The organism is Virgibacillus indicus (assembly GCF_002266285.1).
GTDB classification, from domain to species: Bacteria; Bacillota; Bacilli; order Bacillales; family Amphibacillaceae; genus Virgibacillus_K; species Virgibacillus_K indicus.
Genome location: NZ_NPMS01000001.1, coordinates 504,519 through 521,176, shown reverse-complemented (window position 1 = coordinate 521,176; position 16,658 = coordinate 504,519). Strand labels below are relative to the sequence as shown.

Annotated in this window: 19 protein-coding genes; 1 reads left to right on the top strand and 18 read right to left on the bottom strand. The window is 36.9% G+C overall.

What is annotated here, in order from left to right; all coding sequences use genetic code 11:
- Positions 1-47 precede the first annotated feature (47 nt).
- The 18 genes from CIL03_RS02670 to CIL03_RS02585 all read right to left on the bottom strand — a co-directional run bounded on the left by CIL03_RS02670 (position 48) and on the right by CIL03_RS02585 (position 15,596).
- Positions 48-482 carry a peptidylprolyl isomerase gene (locus CIL03_RS02670; protein WP_094883658.1) on the bottom strand — a complete coding sequence of 145 codons (435 nt, stop codon included), beginning with the start codon at positions 480-482 and terminating at the stop codon, positions 48-50.
- A 91-nt stretch (positions 483-573) separates the two neighbouring features.
- The gene (gene lysA, locus CIL03_RS02665) at positions 574-1,881 is read right to left on the bottom strand and encodes a diaminopimelate decarboxylase (protein WP_094883657.1); all 1,308 of its coding nucleotides are present in this window, start codon (positions 1,879-1,881) and stop codon (positions 574-576) included.
- Between the two features lie 166 nt (positions 1,882-2,047).
- The gene (locus CIL03_RS02660) at positions 2,048-3,538 is read right to left on the bottom strand and encodes a spore germination protein (RefSeq protein WP_276281948.1); all 1,491 of its coding nucleotides are present in this window, start codon (positions 3,536-3,538) and stop codon (positions 2,048-2,050) included.
- Between the two features lie 23 nt (positions 3,539-3,561).
- Entirely contained in the window at positions 3,562-3,990 is a 429-nt protein-coding gene (locus CIL03_RS02655) for a stage V sporulation protein AB (RefSeq protein WP_094883656.1), read from the bottom strand.
- Positions 3,968-4,585, bottom strand: coding sequence for a stage V sporulation protein AA (locus CIL03_RS02650; protein ID WP_094883655.1), 618 nt, complete (start codon positions 4,583-4,585; stop codon positions 3,968-3,970). Before CIL03_RS02650 ends, CIL03_RS02655 begins: the two co-directional genes overlap by 23 nt.
- Before the next feature lie 191 nt (positions 4,586-4,776).
- The gene (gene sigF, locus CIL03_RS02645) at positions 4,777-5,532 is read right to left on the bottom strand and encodes an RNA polymerase sporulation sigma factor SigF (protein ID WP_094883654.1); all 756 of its coding nucleotides are present in this window, start codon (positions 5,530-5,532) and stop codon (positions 4,777-4,779) included.
- A gap of 8 nt (positions 5,533-5,540) precedes the next feature.
- Complete coding sequence (gene spoIIAB, locus CIL03_RS02640; RefSeq protein ID WP_094883653.1) at positions 5,541-5,981, bottom strand: anti-sigma F factor; 441 nt, start codon at positions 5,979-5,981, stop codon at positions 5,541-5,543.
- Complete coding sequence (gene spoIIAA, locus CIL03_RS02635; RefSeq protein ID WP_094883652.1) at positions 5,978-6,331, bottom strand: anti-sigma F factor antagonist; 354 nt, start codon at positions 6,329-6,331, stop codon at positions 5,978-5,980. The genes spoIIAB and spoIIAA overlap by 4 nt, the downstream gene beginning before the upstream one ends.
- 104 nt (positions 6,332-6,435) lie before the next feature.
- Positions 6,436-7,620: a D-alanyl-D-alanine carboxypeptidase family protein gene (locus CIL03_RS02630; RefSeq protein ID WP_094883651.1), complete on the bottom strand. Its 1,185-nt coding sequence runs from the start codon at positions 7,618-7,620 to the stop codon at positions 6,436-6,438.
- A 155-nt stretch (positions 7,621-7,775) separates the two neighbouring features.
- Positions 7,776-9,080 (bottom strand): pyrimidine-nucleoside phosphorylase, encoded by a 1,305-nt coding sequence (locus tag CIL03_RS02625; protein ID WP_094883650.1) that lies wholly within the window; start codon positions 9,078-9,080, stop codon positions 7,776-7,778.
- Positions 9,081-9,101: 21 nt separating this feature from the next.
- On the bottom strand, positions 9,102-9,923 hold the full coding sequence (locus CIL03_RS02620; protein ID WP_094883649.1) for a purine-nucleoside phosphorylase: 822 nt from the start codon (positions 9,921-9,923) through the stop codon (positions 9,102-9,104).
- A gap of 16 nt (positions 9,924-9,939) precedes the next feature.
- Positions 9,940-11,118 carry a phosphopentomutase gene (gene deoB / locus CIL03_RS02615; RefSeq protein WP_094883648.1) on the bottom strand — a complete coding sequence of 393 codons (1,179 nt, stop codon included), beginning with the start codon at positions 11,116-11,118 and terminating at the stop codon, positions 9,940-9,942.
- Positions 11,119-11,209: 91 nt separating this feature from the next.
- Complete coding sequence (gene xerD, locus CIL03_RS02610) at positions 11,210-12,103, bottom strand: site-specific tyrosine recombinase XerD (RefSeq protein ID WP_094883647.1); 894 nt, start codon at positions 12,101-12,103, stop codon at positions 11,210-11,212.
- 4 nt (positions 12,104-12,107) lie between these two features.
- Positions 12,108-12,314, bottom strand: coding sequence for a YqzK family protein (locus CIL03_RS02605; protein WP_094883646.1), 207 nt, complete (start codon positions 12,312-12,314; stop codon positions 12,108-12,110).
- A gap of 266 nt (positions 12,315-12,580) precedes the next feature.
- Positions 12,581-13,036, bottom strand: a complete 456-nt coding sequence (gene fur / locus CIL03_RS02600; protein ID WP_094883645.1) for a ferric iron uptake transcriptional regulator — start codon at positions 13,034-13,036, stop codon at positions 12,581-12,583.
- Positions 13,037-13,143: 107 nt separating this feature from the next.
- Positions 13,144-13,782, bottom strand: coding sequence for a stage II sporulation protein M (spoIIM, locus tag CIL03_RS02595; RefSeq protein ID WP_094883644.1), 639 nt, complete (start codon positions 13,780-13,782; stop codon positions 13,144-13,146).
- A 97-nt stretch (positions 13,783-13,879) separates the two neighbouring features.
- Positions 13,880-15,049 (bottom strand): endonuclease Q family protein, encoded by a 1,170-nt coding sequence (locus CIL03_RS02590; protein ID WP_094883643.1) that lies wholly within the window; start codon positions 15,047-15,049, stop codon positions 13,880-13,882.
- 1 nt (position 15,050) lies between these two features.
- Complete coding sequence (locus tag CIL03_RS02585) at positions 15,051-15,596, bottom strand: NUDIX hydrolase (protein ID WP_094883642.1); 546 nt, start codon at positions 15,594-15,596, stop codon at positions 15,051-15,053.
- 136 nt (positions 15,597-15,732) lie between these two features.
- Between CIL03_RS02585 and CIL03_RS02580 the strand changes: the two genes are divergently transcribed.
- Entirely contained in the window at positions 15,733-16,656 is a 924-nt protein-coding gene (locus CIL03_RS02580) for an aldo/keto reductase (protein ID WP_094883641.1), read from the top strand.
- Positions 16,657-16,658 lie beyond the last annotated feature (2 nt).

The window sequence follows — 16,658 nt, the reverse complement described above, 5'->3', positions numbered from 1 at the left end:
CAATTAATTCCTTGCAATATTTGAAAAAGCCATCCAGTGACATGCGATTACTCTGATACCCTGATCTCCGTCATGACATCACCATTATTCATAGCTTTTGCATATTCGATACCGGATGTAACCTGTCCAAAAACAGTATGAACTCCGTTAAGATGCGGCTGTGGTTCATGAACGATAAAAAATTGACAGCTCCCAGTGTCTTTTCCAGCATGTGCCATAGATAAGGAACCTTCAACATGTTTATGAGGATTATCTTGAGTTTCACATTTAATTGTATAACCCGCAGAACCGGTTCCGTTTCCAACGGGGCAACCTCCCTGACTTACAAATCCATCAATTACTCTATGAAAAGTTAATCCATCATAAAAGTTTTCATTTGCCAGTTTTTCAAAATTTGCTACGGTATTTGGAGCTTCGCTTGGATAAAGTTCAAACTCAATTTTATTGCCGTTTTCCATTAATATATGTCCTTTTTTCGTCATAATCAAAATTTCCCCCTATTTATTTAATTAAATCATAGTTTATTTTACCACTTAATTATTCTGTTTGAAAGAATTGTTGCTTTAACTCAAATTATTCATAGGATAAATCATTTTTAACCATGTCCTGATAGGACTCTCTTTGGACAACCAATTTATCCGAACCATTTTCCACGAATACAACTGCTGCTTTCGGAAAACGATTATAATGATTTGCCATGGAATAGCCATAGGCGCCTGTTGAAAAAACTGCCAGTATGTCGCTGTTTTCTACGTTTGGCACAGGCAAATCCCAAATAAGCATGTCACCTGATTCACAGCATTTGCCTGCTACCGAAACCTTCTCTGTAACAGGATCTACTGCTTTGTTGGCTATAACCGCTTCATACTTAGCACCATATAATGCAGGTCTGAGATTATCTGTCATTCCACCGTCTACAGAGATGTAAGTACGGATTCCCGGTATCTCTTTCATCGCCCCTATTGTATACAAAGTAATTCCACTATTTCCAACAATAGACCTTCCTGGCTCAATCCAGATTTCTGGCATCGAAATGCCTTGCTCACTCACATGTTCCTCAACGGTTTGCACCAATGCCTCTACATAATTCTGGTATGGGATTGGCTCATCTTCTTTTGTGTAGCGAATTCCAAATCCGCCGCCAAGATTTAAAACGTCGGGAGTATAGTCATATTTCTTTCTCCATTCACTGAGCTCTTTAAAAAGAACATCAGTTGCAAGTTCAAAGCGATCTGTTTCAAAAATTTGGGAGCCAATATGGCAATGCAGCCCCTTGAAACGAATGGACTTATGGTTGTGCAAAATATTGAATGCTTTCTCAGCCTGTCCATTTTGAAGATTAAAGCCAAATTTAGAATCCTCATTTCCAGTCATGATATATTGATGCGTTTTTGATTCTATACCAGGTGTCACCCGCATTAAAACATCAATTTCTTTCTGTTGTTTTTCTAAAATAGCAGAAATCAGTTCAATTTCATAAAAATTATCGATAACAATGCAGCCTATATTGTGTTCGATTGCCATGAAAATTTCGTGATAGCTTTTATTATTCCCATGCATGTGAATTCTTTCTTCCGGAAAGCCCGATTTTAGTGCAGTAAAAAGTTCACCTTCAGAAACCACATCCAGACATAATCCTTCCTGTTTCATTACCTGAAGCATTGCAATTGAAGAAAAGGCTTTACTGGCATATGCTACTCTGCCTTTTACACCCAGGTCCTTAAAGGTGCCTGTAAAAGCTCTGGCATTTTCACGAATGATCGAAACATCATATACATATAATGGAGTTCCATATTTTTCAGCTAATAATGTGGTATCCAGACCGCCAATTTCCAAATGACCTTTCTGGTTGACCTGAAATGGATGATTTTCAATTATCATAGTAATTCCCCCTTGTTCTCTGCAATCTTTTACAAAATGATACAAAAACTTTACCATAATAAAGAAAATAACGAAAGAGCTAACTACTATAGTCAGCCCTTTTTATGAGAGGACAAACAAGCCACATCCAACTTCAGCGATTCACAGACTAACTAAAGCCCTTTATCTAAGTCAACTTTGATTCGTGTGTTGGTTGTCTGTAATTATTTTTAGGGTGCACAATACTTGGTCTGCTGTTTGCATAAGGCACTGGAATTCGAAAGATGATATGAAGCATCGCTTTTGGATTAAATGGCAGAAATGGCCACAGATATGGCGTTCTTAATGATCTTAAGTTTACTAAATATAGTATGTGCAGCACAATACCTATAATAAAACCAGTAAGGCCAAAGATTCCTGTTAAAATCACTAGCAGTAAATTGATTAATTTATTCGCTACACTTAGCTCATAGCTTGGAGTAACATACGCTCCAATTGCGCTTACAGAAACATACAGAATCACTTCCGGGCTAAACATACCGACATCTATTGCTATTTGACCGATTAATACTGCGGCAATAAGCCCCATCGCTGTTGATAGCGGTGTAGGTGTATGAATTGCGGCCATCCGCAGGAACTCTATTCCTAAACTGGCCATGATTATTTGAATCGTAATCGAAATATTTCCTTCTTCATTTGGACCAATATAGGATAGTTCTTTAGGCAGTAAGGTTGGATCCAAAACAAATAATAGCCATAACGGCAATAAATACATCGATGCAAATACCGCCATGAACCTTATCCATCTTACAAATGTCCCAATCGTGGGTGCCTGACGATATTCTTCAGCATGCTGAAGGTGATGAAAAAAGGTAGTTGGAAGTATAATGGCACTTGGAGAAGTATCCACAATGATGATTACATGCCCCTCCAATAAATGGCTGGCAGCAACATCAGGCCTTTCTGTATATCTAACCAATGGATATGGGTTCCACTTTGATTCAATTATAAACTCCTCAACTGTTTTATCTGCCATTGAAATTCCATCAATTTCAATAGCTTCTATTTTTTCTTTGATTAAATTTACTAACCCATCGTCTGCAATATCCTGAAGATAACTGACGCATATATCTGATTTGGAGCGTTCACCTACCTTAAGCATTTCATTTCTAAGACGGGCATCTCTTATTCTTCGTCTTGTTAAGGCAGTATTTTCTATAATGTTTTCAGTATAGCCATCTCTTGAGCCCCGAACAACTCTTTCTGTATCCGGTTCATCAGGTGTTCTTCCCGGATAGCTTCGTACATCAATAACAAACGCATTCTTTTCCCCATTTATAAACACAACAATTAACCCGGACAGCATTTGATCAACAGCTTCATCCATCGTCTCTATTGTTGTTACCTGTTGGTGAATCAGCCGATTTTCAATAATTTCATGAAGTTTTCTTGAATTCGACTCATCATCATTAATTTTTATCAGCATTTCTAACAGATCCTGAATTATTAATGAATCACATAGGCCAGTTAGATAGTAAATCTGAACTTTCTTTTTCAGAATGGTAAGATCCCGGAAGCCAAGATCAAAGGAAACTCCTACACCAAGCCTCTCTTTCATATAGGCTTCGTTATTTTTGATTTCTGGGGAAATCAGACTCTTATTATCTTTTTGTTTCAATTTAATCACCCCACTCTAATAAGTCACTTAACAAAGAAAACCCATTGGAACAAAGATCCGGCAACCTTTCCAAATAAAATTGCCATCAGCATCCAAAGCATATATTTTTCCACACCAATCCTTTTATAAAGAATCGGAAATACATTCAGTACCTCAGTTAATGCTGCCGCAAGCATTCCATTAAAAATTCCGTGTAATATCCCCCAAAAAACAAGAATAATTGCATGCTGGTTCCAGGTTACATTTGTAAAAGATAAAAAGGTACCTAATAACAGCCCGAAGATCACACATACCCCATATGCTTTTAACAGCTTTTCCGTCTTGCTTAACTGAATTAGCCTGGGGATAATGCCCAGAACAGTTAAAAACGCTACAAAGCCAGCCCCGACAGCAATTCCTCCTGCAAATCCAATGAATATTTGAATGAAATTAATCAGCAGGCTTTGTATCATTTAATTTATTTTCATAATGGGTTAAGTAATTGTCGAGGTCTTGCTGGTAGTTGTAAATCTCTACTTCAAGAGGGCTTGGCTCTTCATTGAATCGTTTGTTAAACCAATGATTAAAAAACAACAATGTACCTAATCCCAAACCAATAGAATATGGAATTTGAATCCATAGCGGGAATTCGTTTTGCTCTCCGGTAAGTAAATAATGAAGTTTTTGCTGTACCTCCTGCATACTCACATCATAATGAAAGTTCATAATTGTCATAGCAGTGCCAACAAAAAGCAAAAGCCATATGCAAGCAATTAATAGTACAGAAGTTTTTTTTCTTTTCTTTTTTATACGTATTATTGTCTGCGCTGGACCAATAAGCTGAAATTCCAGATTTTCAAACACTGTATTGATGTGATCGATGATTAAAAAGCTCTCAATAATGACAATGTTTTTATCTTTTTTGGTTATTCTGTAAATCGGGATATTTTCAAGTTCTCTCTTTTTACTGGAGGAAGTTGAAATAAAAGCAATATCTTTTAATTGAATCTCCTGTAATGCAGATAACTCCAAATTTTTTTTCATTCGCAAATAAACGATGTCACCCAACTGATACCATCCTTTTACCTGTTCTTTTTGAACATCCTTTTTTAAAATTAATGATAGAAATAGTATTTACTGGAAGTGGAAGAATTATGATGACAAATAAAAAATCATCACAAAATGTGATGATTTTAATTTCGCAGAACCACCTATTCTAAAAAAACAAGTGACACTTTACATAGTAAATGCTATTTGTTTTATGGATCCATGTATGTTTTCATTTCGTGTAATATCTTTTTCTCCAGCCTTGATACCTGAACCTGAGAGATACCAAGTCTGTCTGCCACCTCTGATTGTGTCTGATCTTTAAAATAGCGTAAATATACAATTAACCGTTCACGTTCATTCAACCCTCTGATTGCTTCCTGTATGGTTAGCTTATCAAACCATTTTGTATCCTGATCCGCTATTTGATCTAATAATGTAATAGGATCACCATCATTCTCAAAAACTGTTTCATGGATGGAATGTGGTGATTTTGCAGCCTCCTGTGCATGAACAACTTCTTCCTGTGAAATTTCCAGTGCTTCAGCAATTTCACTAACTGTTGGAGATCTGCCCATTTGTTTTGTTAATTCGTCTTTCTTTTTACGAATTTTATTTCCTGTTTCTTTTAAGGAACGACTTACTTTCACACTGCCGTCATCTCTGATGAACCGCTGAATTTCACCGATTATCATTGGGACCGCATAGGTGGAAAAACGGACATCGTAGGATAAATCAAATTTGTCAATGGATTTAATCAATCCTATGCTTCCAATTTGAAATAAATCATCCGGATCATAGCCCCTGTTAATAAAACGCTGTACAACAGACCAAACAAGGCGGATATTCTTTTCTACCAATAAATCCCTTGCTTCTTTATCTCCATTCTGACTCCTGAAAATGAAATCTTTAACCTCTTCATCCGTCAAGGACCCTTTTCGTTTATTATTTTTAACGTTTACATTCATAGGCATCCCTATTTACTAACCGTTTTGCTTGTCATTAACTGTTTTGTCATATTAACAGTGGTTCCATTACCGGGCGTCGAGATGACTTCTACAGAATCCATAAAATTTTCAATAATTGTAAAACCCATCCCCGATCTTTCCAGTTCCGGTTTGGAAGTATACAGCGGTTGACGTGCCTCATCAACATCGCTGATTCCAATACCGTTATCCTTAATTGTTAAAGCAATTTCACCGGAATCAATCTCACAGAAAATAGAAATCTTATGATGAGATTCATTGTTATATCCATGGATAATAGAATTCGTTACAGCTTCCGAGACCACCGTTTTAATCTCAGTCAGTTCGTCCATTGTAGGATCCAATTGTGCAATGAAGCCAGCTACGGTAACCCTTGCAAAAGATTCATTTTCACTGATACTGGAGAATTCCACAAACATTTCATTTTTCATGAAGCCACCCCCAAAGTTTCTAAAGCAAATGCTTCATTTTCTTCTAAGCGCACAATCTTAAATAATCCTGACATCTCAAATAAACGTTTAATAGGCGGAGAAATAGAACAAACAACCATTTCCCCACCAAGCTGCAGTACTTCTTTATATCTGCCTAATATTACCCCAAGACCCGAACTATCCATAAACGTTACGGATTCAAGATTTAAAATTACGTGCTTAATGGAATTTTTGTAAATCATGTCTTTCCATTCATTGCGGAGTCTTTCCGCCTCGTGGTGATCCAGTTCCCCCGATAGTCTTACAATTAATACATTTTCTTTAATAGCAAACATTGATTCCAGACTCATTTCATTCCTCCTCATCAATACGTTGTACATTCTCTTTCTTTTTTTAGTGAGCCAATTCCTGCTTTAAGACAAAAGAAGAAGAAATTCAGCTAAATTAGAAATAATTAGCTGGATTTCGCCAATTCCCGCAAAGATCTTTTCAGCAATGTGAAATAGGAAGCTTTTTCAATATCCTGATCAACAGTTAAAGGCGTTTCAAATAAAATTTCCTCCCCATTTTTCACTGTTAATTTTCCAACTTGATCACCAATTTTTAATGGAAGATCAAGCTGCTTGTCTAAGTGAATATCCGTTTTTAAATCTTCGGTTGATTCCCCTTTTTCATGGATCGTACTGATGGATTCTGATGCTACAACATTGATGTTTTCAGTTTCGGCCTTTAAAAATTTGAGATTTGTGATGGTTTCCCCTTTTTCATATAATTTTTTAGTTTCAAATTTGTTAAATGCATAATCTAGCATCCCGGAAACTGCTGCATTTCTTTCTTTCGTAGTATCAGCTCCCATAACTACTGCAATTACACGCATATCATTCTTTTTTGCTGTAGCTGTAAGACAATATTTAGCTTCATTCGTAAAGCCTGTTTTTAATCCATCTACTCCCGGGTAAAATTTCACGAGTTTATTTGTATTCACAAGCCAGAATTCATTCTTTTCACCTTTTCGCAAATAGTCCTCGTAAATAGAAGTATATTCCGTTATAGTTTCGTATTTTAATAATTCTTTTGCTATGATTGCCATATCATAGGATGTGCTGTAATGATCTTCCGCAGGCAACCCGGTTGTGTTTTGAAACTTGGTGTTTTTTAATTGCAGCTCTTTTGCTTTTTCATTCATTTTTTTAACAAATGATTCTTCACTGCCTGCAATTCGTTCTGCAAGGGCTACACTCGCATCATTTCCAGACGCAATAGCGACCCCTTTTAGAAGATTCTCCACTGTCATTTCTTCTCCGGCTTCGAGAAACACCTGTGAACCTCCCATGGAAGCAGCACGTTCACTTACTCGTATTGTTTCGTCATACGTTAAATTCCCTTTATCCAGTGCTTCCATTATTAACAATAATGTCATAATCTTAGTCATACTGGCCGGTGGAAGCTTATCATGGGCATTTTTATCAAAAAGCAATGTCCCTGTATCCCGTTCTATTAGGATTGCTGACTTCGCATTTGGTGCAAGGTTTAATGTTTCCTCAGAATCATCTTTGTTTTTTTCTTCACCAAAGACCGGTGTAGCAAGAGTGAATAACATAAAAATAATAATGCTGACAATTGAAACAGATTTTTTCATAGTTTTACCTCCAACAATCAATATAATTCTATGATTGCCATAGTAAATGACTTTTATACTTTTTAAACAAACTAAAAAGCACACGCTTTTGCATGTGCTTTTTGAGTGTTAACTGATATTTTCTCTAACGATAATCCATTAATTCAATGCCAATATCAAGTAGTTATCGTGTCATAAATTAATGTTGGTGCTTCGACATGATCTGTTGAAATTTTAATATTCGCATATAATTTATTTTTGACGTTATCGATCGAATCCTGATTTGAATGAATGGTCAATAGCGGTTCTCCCTCTTTTACAGCATCGCCGACCTTTTTATGAAGTACAATGCCGACAGCAAGGTCAATCTCTGAGTCCTTTGTTGCTCTTCCTGCTCCCAGGAGCATCGCAGCTGTACCAATTTCGTCAGCCACAATTTCACTTACCGTACCAGCAGTTTTTGCCGGAAGCTCCACCTGATGGGCAGCTCGCGGCAATAAATCAGGATTATCTGCAACCGCGGTATCACCGCCCTGTGCCCCAAGAAACAGCTTAAATTGTTCGAAGGCTTTTCCATTTGTTAGATTTTCTTCTAATTTATTTCTGGCTTCTTCAATATTTGCAGCTCTTTTTGCCAGCACTGTCATCTGACTTCCAAGTGTAAGACAAAGTTCTGTAAGGTCTTTTGGTCCTTTTCCTTTTAATGTATCGATTGCTTCTTTAATTTCCAGCGCATTTCCGATTGCAAACCCGAGTGGCTGACTCATATCCGAGATAACCGCCATGGTATTGCGGCCAACCTTCTTTCCAATGGATACCATTGCCGCGGCAAGCTCTTTGGAATCCTCTAAATCCTTCATAAACGCACCGGCACCTGTTTTTACATCGAGGACGATTGCATCTGCCCCTGATGCGATTTTTTTACTCATTATAGAACTTGCAATTAAAGGAATAGAATTTACAGTAGCAGTCACATCTCTAAGACTGTATAATTTTTTATCTGCAGGAGTTAAATTACCTGACTGTCCAATTACAGCAGCTTTATTCTTATTTACAAGCTCGATAAATTCATCATTCGTAATTTCAACATGGAATCCGGGTACTGCTTCCAATTTATCTATGGTGCCGCCGGTATGGCCGAGTCCTCTTCCGCTCATTTTTGCAACAGGAACACCTAATGACGCCACTAGAGGGGCAAGAATCAATGTAGTTGTATCTCCAACCCCGCCAGTGGAGTGTTTGTCGACTTTAATCCCAGAGATTGCAGAAAGATCAATTTGATCACCGGATTCTACCATGGCTTGGGTTAAATTTGCCCGTTCCTCTTTTGTCATATCCTGAAAGTAAATTGCCATTAATAATGCACTTACCTGATAGTCAGGTATTTCTTCTTTTGTATAACCATTAATGAAAAATTTAATTTCTTCTTGCGAGAGCTCTTTGCCATCCCTCTTTTTTTCAATAATATCGTACATTCTCATTTAAAATCACCGCTTTATTAGTTATTGTGGTAACCTGCTAATTATTTTTTTGATAAAATGGAGAAAATCGTCCCGTACTTTTTCGGTAGTTTCAATTACCTCCGTATGGGTAAGTGGCTGATCTAATATTCCCGCTGCCATATTGGAAATACAAGAAATTCCGAGTACCCGTAAACCTGCATGTCCAGCAACAATTACTTCAGGAACAGTAGACATCCCCACTGCATCACCGCCAAGGGTTCTCAGCATTTTAATTTCAGCTGGTGTTTCATATGTTGGTCCTGTATTACCTACATAAATTCCTTTTTGAATGGTAATACCGAGTTCTTCAGCACATTTTCCAGCCAGCTGGATATACTCTCTATCGTAGCATTCGGACATGTCAGGGAAGCGAGCTCCTAATTCATCATTATTTTTTCCAATTAACGGGTTGCTGCCCATATTATTTATATGATCTGTTATAACCATTAAATCTCCAGGACTGAACGATGTATTAATTCCTCCAGCAGCGTTCGTTACAATTATTGATTCAATCCCGAGCTGTTTCATAACCCTTACTGGGAATGTAACCTGCTTCATCGAGTAACCTTCATAAAAATGAAATCTCCCCTGCATGGCGATAACTTGTTTACCCTCTATATTGCCAGCCACGAGTCGTCCTTTATGGCCTGCAACTGTTGATTCAGGGAAATGTGGAATATCCTTATAGGGTATGATCACAGGGTTTTGAATTTCGTCTGCCAATACTCCAAGGCCTGAGCCCAGAATTAATCCCAATGATGGTTTTGCTCCTAATTTATCTTGTATATACGAACTTGCTTCATTTATTGTAGTTTGATCCATTAACCTTCACCTCGGCTTATTTAATTTCATTCAAAAAGCTTTTTCCGTATTCTGGCATGCTAACATTGAAATTCTCGGAAATTGTTGCACCAATATCGGCAAATGTTTCTCTTATTGGCAGTTCTTTTGCATTTGTAATGTCATTATGGAAAATAATTAAAGGGACAAATTCTCTTGTATGGTCTGTTCCATGATGTACAGGATCATTTCCATGGTCTGCTGTAATTATTAACAAATCACCCTGTTTCAGCTCTTTAAATACTTCAGGCAGTCTTGCATCAAATGCTTCCAGTGCTTTTCCATATCCCTCGGGATCCCTTCGATGCCCGAATTTCGCGTCAAAATCAACCAGGTTCAGGAAACTTATACCTGTGAAGTCTTTTTTAAAGGATTCTATCAGCTTTGTCATCCCATCTTCGTTATCTGTTGTACGGATTGCCTCCGTAACACCTTCCCCATCATAAATATCAGATATTTTACCCAGTGCAATGACATCATAATTTGCATCCTTCAACTCATTCATTACCGTTCGGCCAAATGGTTTCAGTGCATAATCATGCCTGTTTGAAGTTCGCTGAAATGCTCCAGGATTCCCAACAAATGGTCTTGCAATAATACGGCCAACCGTATATTTTTCGTCTAATGTTAATTCACGTGCTATTTCACAAATCTGGTACAGTTCTTCAAGTGGAACAATTTCTTCATGTGCTGCGATTTGCAGTACCGAATCTGCTGAGGTATAAACAATTAATGCTCCGCTGTCCAAATGCTCTTCGCCTAACTCAATCAGTATTTCCGTACCTGATGCAGGTTTATTGCCAATTATTTTACGGCCAGTCTTTTCCTCCAATTCATTGATTAACTCCTCCGGAAAGCCATCCGGAAAAGTTCGAAAAGGCTGCTGAATGTTTAGACCCATAATCTCCCAATGTCCTGTCATTGTATCCTTGCCATTGGATGCTTCCTGCATTTTTGTAAAGTGACCTGCAGGTTTTTGTGCTTTTTCTATCCCTTTTATTTGTCTGATATTGCTTAAACCCAGCTTTGCCATGTTTGGCATATGCAGCCCATTCATATGTTCAGCAATATGACCTAAGGTATCAGCACCTTGGTCATTAAACTTGTCCGCATCTGGTGCCTCACCAATACCAACCGAATCCATTACAATTAAAAATACGCGCTTAAAATTGTCCATGTTTATTACCTCCCTCTAATTATGTTCCCAAAATCAGCCTGATATATGTTTACAAATCATGTTGTAGGATGTCAGACATCTGAAGATAAAATTAAGCCCTTGGATGATATGACTTATATATATCTTTTAATCTAGTTTTTGTAACGTGTGTATAAATTTGTGTTGTGGAGATATCCACATGCCCCAGCATTTCCTGAACGATTCGCAAATCTGCTCCATTTTCCAGCAGATGTGTTGCAAATGAATGTCTTAATGTATGCGGTGTGATGTTTTTTTTGATACCGGCTTCTTTTGCCAAAGCCTTCAGTATCTTCCAAAATCCCTGTCGTGATAATGGTTTCCCGTGCTGATTTACAAACAAAATATTTGTATCCCTATTTCGCTTAACCAAAGTACCTCTTGCATTTTGTAAATAATCTTCCATTGCTTTTATTGCTTGATCTCCAAGTGGTACAATTCTTTCTTTTGCTCCCTTTCCAAAACACTGAACAAATCCCATTGTTAAATGTAGATCACCCATTTTTAATGAGATAAGCTCACTGACCCGAAGTCCAGTCGCATATAATATTTCCATCATTGCTTTATTTCTGATTCTTAAAGGTGTACCTCCGCTAATGGCAAGCAGTGATTCCACTTCTTCAACTGATAATACATCTGGCAATTTCCGTTCTTTTTTTGGCGTTTCAATATGAAGACTGACATCCTGTTTTACTATCTGATCCCTGATTAAAAACTGATGAAACGCCCTTATTGATGAGATATGGCGGGAAATTGTTGCAGATGATTTTCCATCATCTTTTAACATATATAAGAATCCAATTATTTCTTGCCTGGAAACCTGATCCCATTCTTTTTTTTCTGCAACTTTATTTATGTATTTTGCATAACTGGTTAAGTCACGCTTGTATGATTTCAGAGTGTTTTCTGATAATCCTTTTTCAATTTGCAAAAAATGAAAGAAATCATCCATCGCATATGTAAGCATACCCCTACTCCCCTAACCGAAAAAATAAGTTCAGTCGATCAAAAAAATCCGGATCTTCATTAAATACTTTAACTGCTGGCCCTTCAGGCGGGTCGTAACGGTGATATTGCTCATATTCAGCATGCATTGCACGCAAACCGAAATAAAATATAAATGTGCACGCTACAAATATCACAAAAACCTTTATAGTATCCCATAACAGTCTTTTCATACAGCATATCTCCTCTTTAAAATCCTTCTATTAAAAGATATGCCAAAAAAGAATAACAATATACATAGAAATATTTAAAAAGCTAGATTAACATTAACACCAGATGCAGGAAGCCTGTTTATTACATTATGTCCTGATAATTCACAAATAATGAAAAGGACACATCACAAATGTAACCTTTTTCCAAGAATTTGTAAATAAATAGGATGAAAGAAAACGAATAAAAATGCCCTTTCTTCAAAAGAAAAAAAGGCATGCTAATCGTACTATGTTGTTTTAACTGTTGCTTCCTGACATTGCTTACAAATTCCGTGGAATGTTAAACGATGGTCTTTCACTTGGAATCCCCAATCATTCTGGACAATTTTTTCAACGTCTTCCAATAAATCATCAACGATTTCTTCCACAGAACCACATTCAATGCATACAAGATGATGATGAAAATGCTCTGCACCTTCTTTACGAAGATCATAGCGTGAGACGCCATCACCAAAATTTATTTTATCAACAATTTTTAACTCCGATAATAATTCTAATGTACGGTAAACAGTAGCCAAGCCAATTTCCGGTGCTTTTTCTTTAACAAGCAGGAAGACATTCTCTGCACTTAAATGATCTTCTTCTCGCTCAAGCAGCACTCTTACAGTAGCTTCTCTTTGTGGTGTAAGTTTATAACTCTGAGCATGAAGTTGTTTTTTTATACGATCTATTCGATGTTCCAAGGCAAGTCCCCTCCCTTATATCCCATCTTTATTATATGCACCAAAGAAAAGCGTGTCAAAATATAATATAACAAATTATATTAATAATAATTATAATATAAGTTTAATTATTGGTAAAATGATTTAATCATTGCCTCCATTGCTCCGTTTGCAACGTACGCTTCCAGAAGCGATGCTCCAAACGAGGCAGCCAACAAGCAGAAAAAAATGATAACATAACGGCCAAAAGGCTCAAAAACCGGCTGGGATATTTTGCGGGTAAATAGCTTGCCTAATAATGTCAAGGAAAATATCATCGATAAACTGCCTGCAATAATATAGATTGGTATAATTAAAATATTTTGTGGTGCTATCGATAAAGATGCCAGCAATAAGCCATCGAAACCAAGCTGGCTAACGATAAATCCGACTGAAAATCCTATAACCAATCCTTTAATAAACAATAATATCCAAATGATTGGCAGCCCGATAACGGAAAGCCCCAAAATAAATAAAAGGAGTAAATATTTAGCGTGATAAAAGAAACTATCCTTTAATATTTCTGTGTTTTCGATATGATGATTATTTGCGATTTGTCCAAAAAACCGTTCCAAATAAAAAAACAGGTCCCACTTTTGCTCTATATTCATACTGTTGACAATTACAGCACCAAAAATTATTCCTGTTAAAAATAGAATTACCATAAATAAATAGATAGTGGCATGTTCTTTCAGATGATCTGCAAGCATTGTCCTCTTATTGTACATCGGAATCCTCCATTCAAAAGATGTTTCTATGTTTAAAACTATGAAGAATTCCGAGTAAAAATACCAAATTCACTATCATTGTTTAATAAAGTATTATTTAGGACGGGGTAATGCTTCCATACTTGCCACCACCACCAGCTTTTATCGCGAGTTTTCCCTCTCTCATCTGCAGTATCGATATTGCTAGTTTCTCGGGTACTACATCCTTTAACTGTTCAAACGGGGCATTATGAATAACATTCATTTCCGTACCAAAATGGTTTAATAATTTATCAAATGTTTTTTTGCCAAGCTTTGGCAGGTATTCTAATGGCACCTGATATAGGTATGGTGGTCTCCCTGCATTTTTAACTGTCGTATCTTTTAATTCCTGGATCCGATCAAACACACCTTTAATAATTTTCACAGAACCGCATACATGACATTTTTCTGCAGTTGGATCAAGCGGCTCAAGACAGTTATTGCAAACAGTTGTATGGTATTTTCCAAGACGAGGATTCATTCCATAGTTCTGCTTGATTTTTCGTCCTTCCACTTGATGAAGCGCCCAGTAAAACTCAGTAAAAGATGGCTCTTTCATATGAATTTCCTGATATTCTCTTGCTATTTTCGCTAACGAATGTGCATCTGAATTGGAAACATACGTATAATCCCTTAGCTCCTCAATCTGATCCGCCATCTCAGTATCTGAACTTAGTCCAAGTTCTATGGCATCTATTAAATCAGGATCAAGCACCTCTCTTAATGATTTAACTACTCCTTTCCCGTACAAACTTTTAAATGGTGTAAAAACATGTGCCGGGATAAATATTCCTTCCAGTTCTTTTACCTTATATTGCAATTCTTTAGCGGTCCCATAATATCGCTGGGAACTTAGAGTAATGTTTTTCATTTTCATTGTCAGCCATTCTGAGAATTGCTCCATCAGCTTCAGCGTTGGAAAATAACATAGCACATGAATTGGTCCGTGGCAAAATTCATCATAAACTTCTATTTCCGACCCCAATAATAAAGTTACATTTTCAAAGCGGATTCCGCCGTCTGTCAGTTCATATGCTTTATTTTCTTTGATCAGCTGTTTAATCTCCTGCTGAACAGCTGGAGCATGGCTGTCAATTACTCCAATCAAATCAATTCCCTTATTTCTGCTTGATTCTTTCAATATATTAGTCAGGGTTAAGCTTTTTGCCCCGGTTATTTTCACAGGTTTATTATACATATCCCGACCGATATGAATATGCATATCGGCGTAATAGGAATTCAGCATACTATTTCATCCCCAGTGCGTGTAAATAAAGAATGGCATAATTAGTCTTAGCATCGTGGATTCGTTCTTCTTCAACGTATTTTTTTGCCTCTTCCAATGATAGTTCCAATACCTCAATAAATTCGTCATCATCCCCTTTTACGGGTGTTTCCAGTTTCTCAAGTTCGTCTGTTATATAAATATACATCAGTTCATCAGCAAACCCCGGGGATGTGTAGAAAGAAGTAACGAAAGAAAGACTTTCCGCAGTATAACCGGTCTCTTCTTCCAATTCACGTATAGCGGTAATTTCCGGCTTCTCTCCTTCTTCCAATTTTCCAGCCGGGATTTCAATAATAGACTTTTCAAGGGGCTTGCGATACTGTTCGACAAACACAATCTTATTATCTTTCGTTATTGGAATAACAGCTACAGCACCAGCGTGTTTAATTATTTCACGCTTAGCACTTTTCCCATTCGGCAATGCTACATCATCCACCTGTAACTGAACAATTTTCCCATTATAAATTTCTTCTGTATGAATAGTTTTTTCTTCAAATTTTTTCATCATCTATCACCCTTAATATTTTCATGCTTCCTCTATTTTAGCATACATATTCCATATACCCTTATTAAATAGTTGAATTAAACCTTTGCAGTTTCTACAATATAGTTAACAGAGAAAAAGGAGGCTTTTTAAAAAATTGAAACAAAATCAATTAGGCAAATCCGATATCTATGTTTCAGAATTAACACTTGGCTGCATGTCACTGGGCACAGATGTCAGCCATGCATCTAAAATAATCGATTCTGCTCTGGATAGAGGAATCAATCATTTGGATACGGCTGATTTATATGACTTTGGAAAAAATGAGGAAATAATTGGCAGCGTAATTAAGAATAAACGTGATGAAATTGTATTAACTACTAAGGTCGGAAATCATTTTAATCGAACAGAAAAAGACTGGTTCTGGGACCCCTCAAAGGAACATATTAAAAATGGGTTAAAAGACAGTTTGGCAAGACTGAATACTGATTACATTGATTTTTATATGCTTCATGGCGGTACAATTGATGATCCGATAAGTGAATCAATTGAGGCATTTGAGGAATTAAAATCGGAAGGTTTAATAAGAGGATATGGAATTTCCTCCATTCGTCCCAATGTAATCCGTGAATATGTAAAACATTCCAGTATTGATGCTGTGATGATGCAATACAGTATTCTCGACCGCAGACCCGAGGAAGAAATTTTGGATTTGCTTCATGCCAATCGTATCAGTGTCCTTGCCCGGGGACCGTTGGCAAAAGGGATGCTTAGCAGCAGTGCAGAGAAGCAGATAAATGATAAGGGGCAAAATGGATTTCTCGAGTATTCCAGAAAGGAACTGGAAGAAATTTATCAAAACTTATCAGAAACATTCGGGGAAGAGTTTACATTAAATGAACTTTCTTTAAAATATGTTTTGAAACACCCTGCGGTGGCAAGTGCAGTATTCGGAGCAAGTTCCATTAAACAGCTGGAAGAAAATACATCAGTCCATCTCTCCACTGCCTTATCAAATGAAAATTATTTAGATATTCAAAACAACATTTCAAAACAGATTAAATATGAAAATCATAGGTAAAA

Coding starts and splice junctions, on each gene's coding strand:
- spoIIM (WP_094883644.1), bottom strand. CDS start 13,782: ATGTACAATAAGAGGACAATGCTTGCAGATCATCTGAAAGAACATGCC.
- xerD (WP_094883647.1), bottom strand. CDS start 12,103: ATGCTTACATATGCGATGGATGATTTCTTTCATTTTTTGCAAATTGAA.
- CIL03_RS02590 (WP_094883643.1), bottom strand. CDS start 15,049: ATGCTGAATTCCTATTACGCCGATATGCATATTCATATCGGTCGGGAT.
- CIL03_RS02670 (WP_094883658.1), bottom strand. CDS start 482: ATGACGAAAAAAGGACATATATTAATGGAAAACGGCAATAAAATTGAG.
- CIL03_RS02585 (WP_094883642.1), bottom strand. CDS start 15,596: ATGAAAAAATTTGAAGAAAAAACTATTCATACAGAAGAAATTTATAAT.
- deoB (WP_094883648.1), bottom strand. CDS start 11,118: ATGGACAATTTTAAGCGCGTATTTTTAATTGTAATGGATTCGGTTGGT.
- CIL03_RS02620 (WP_094883649.1), bottom strand. CDS start 9,923: ATGGATCAAACTACAATAAATGAAGCAAGTTCGTATATACAAGATAAA.
- CIL03_RS02630 (WP_094883651.1), bottom strand. CDS start 7,620: ATGAAAAAATCTGTTTCAATTGTCAGCATTATTATTTTTATGTTATTC.
- CIL03_RS02655 (WP_094883656.1), bottom strand. CDS start 3,990: ATGATACAAAGCCTGCTGATTAATTTCATTCAAATATTCATTGGATTT.
- lysA (WP_094883657.1), bottom strand. CDS start 1,881: ATGATAATTGAAAATCATCCATTTCAGGTCAACCAGAAAGGTCATTTG.
- CIL03_RS02625 (WP_094883650.1), bottom strand. CDS start 9,080: ATGAGAATGTACGATATTATTGAAAAAAAGAGGGATGGCAAAGAGCTC.
- spoIIAB (WP_094883653.1), bottom strand. CDS start 5,981: ATGAAAAATGAAATGTTTGTGGAATTCTCCAGTATCAGTGAAAATGAA.
- CIL03_RS02605 (WP_094883646.1), bottom strand. CDS start 12,314: ATGAAAAGACTGTTATGGGATACTATAAAGGTTTTTGTGATATTTGTA.
- spoIIAA (WP_094883652.1), bottom strand. CDS start 6,331: ATGAGTCTGGAATCAATGTTTGCTATTAAAGAAAATGTATTAATTGTA.
- sigF (WP_094883654.1), bottom strand. CDS start 5,532: ATGAATGTAAACGTTAAAAATAATAAACGAAAAGGGTCCTTGACGGAT.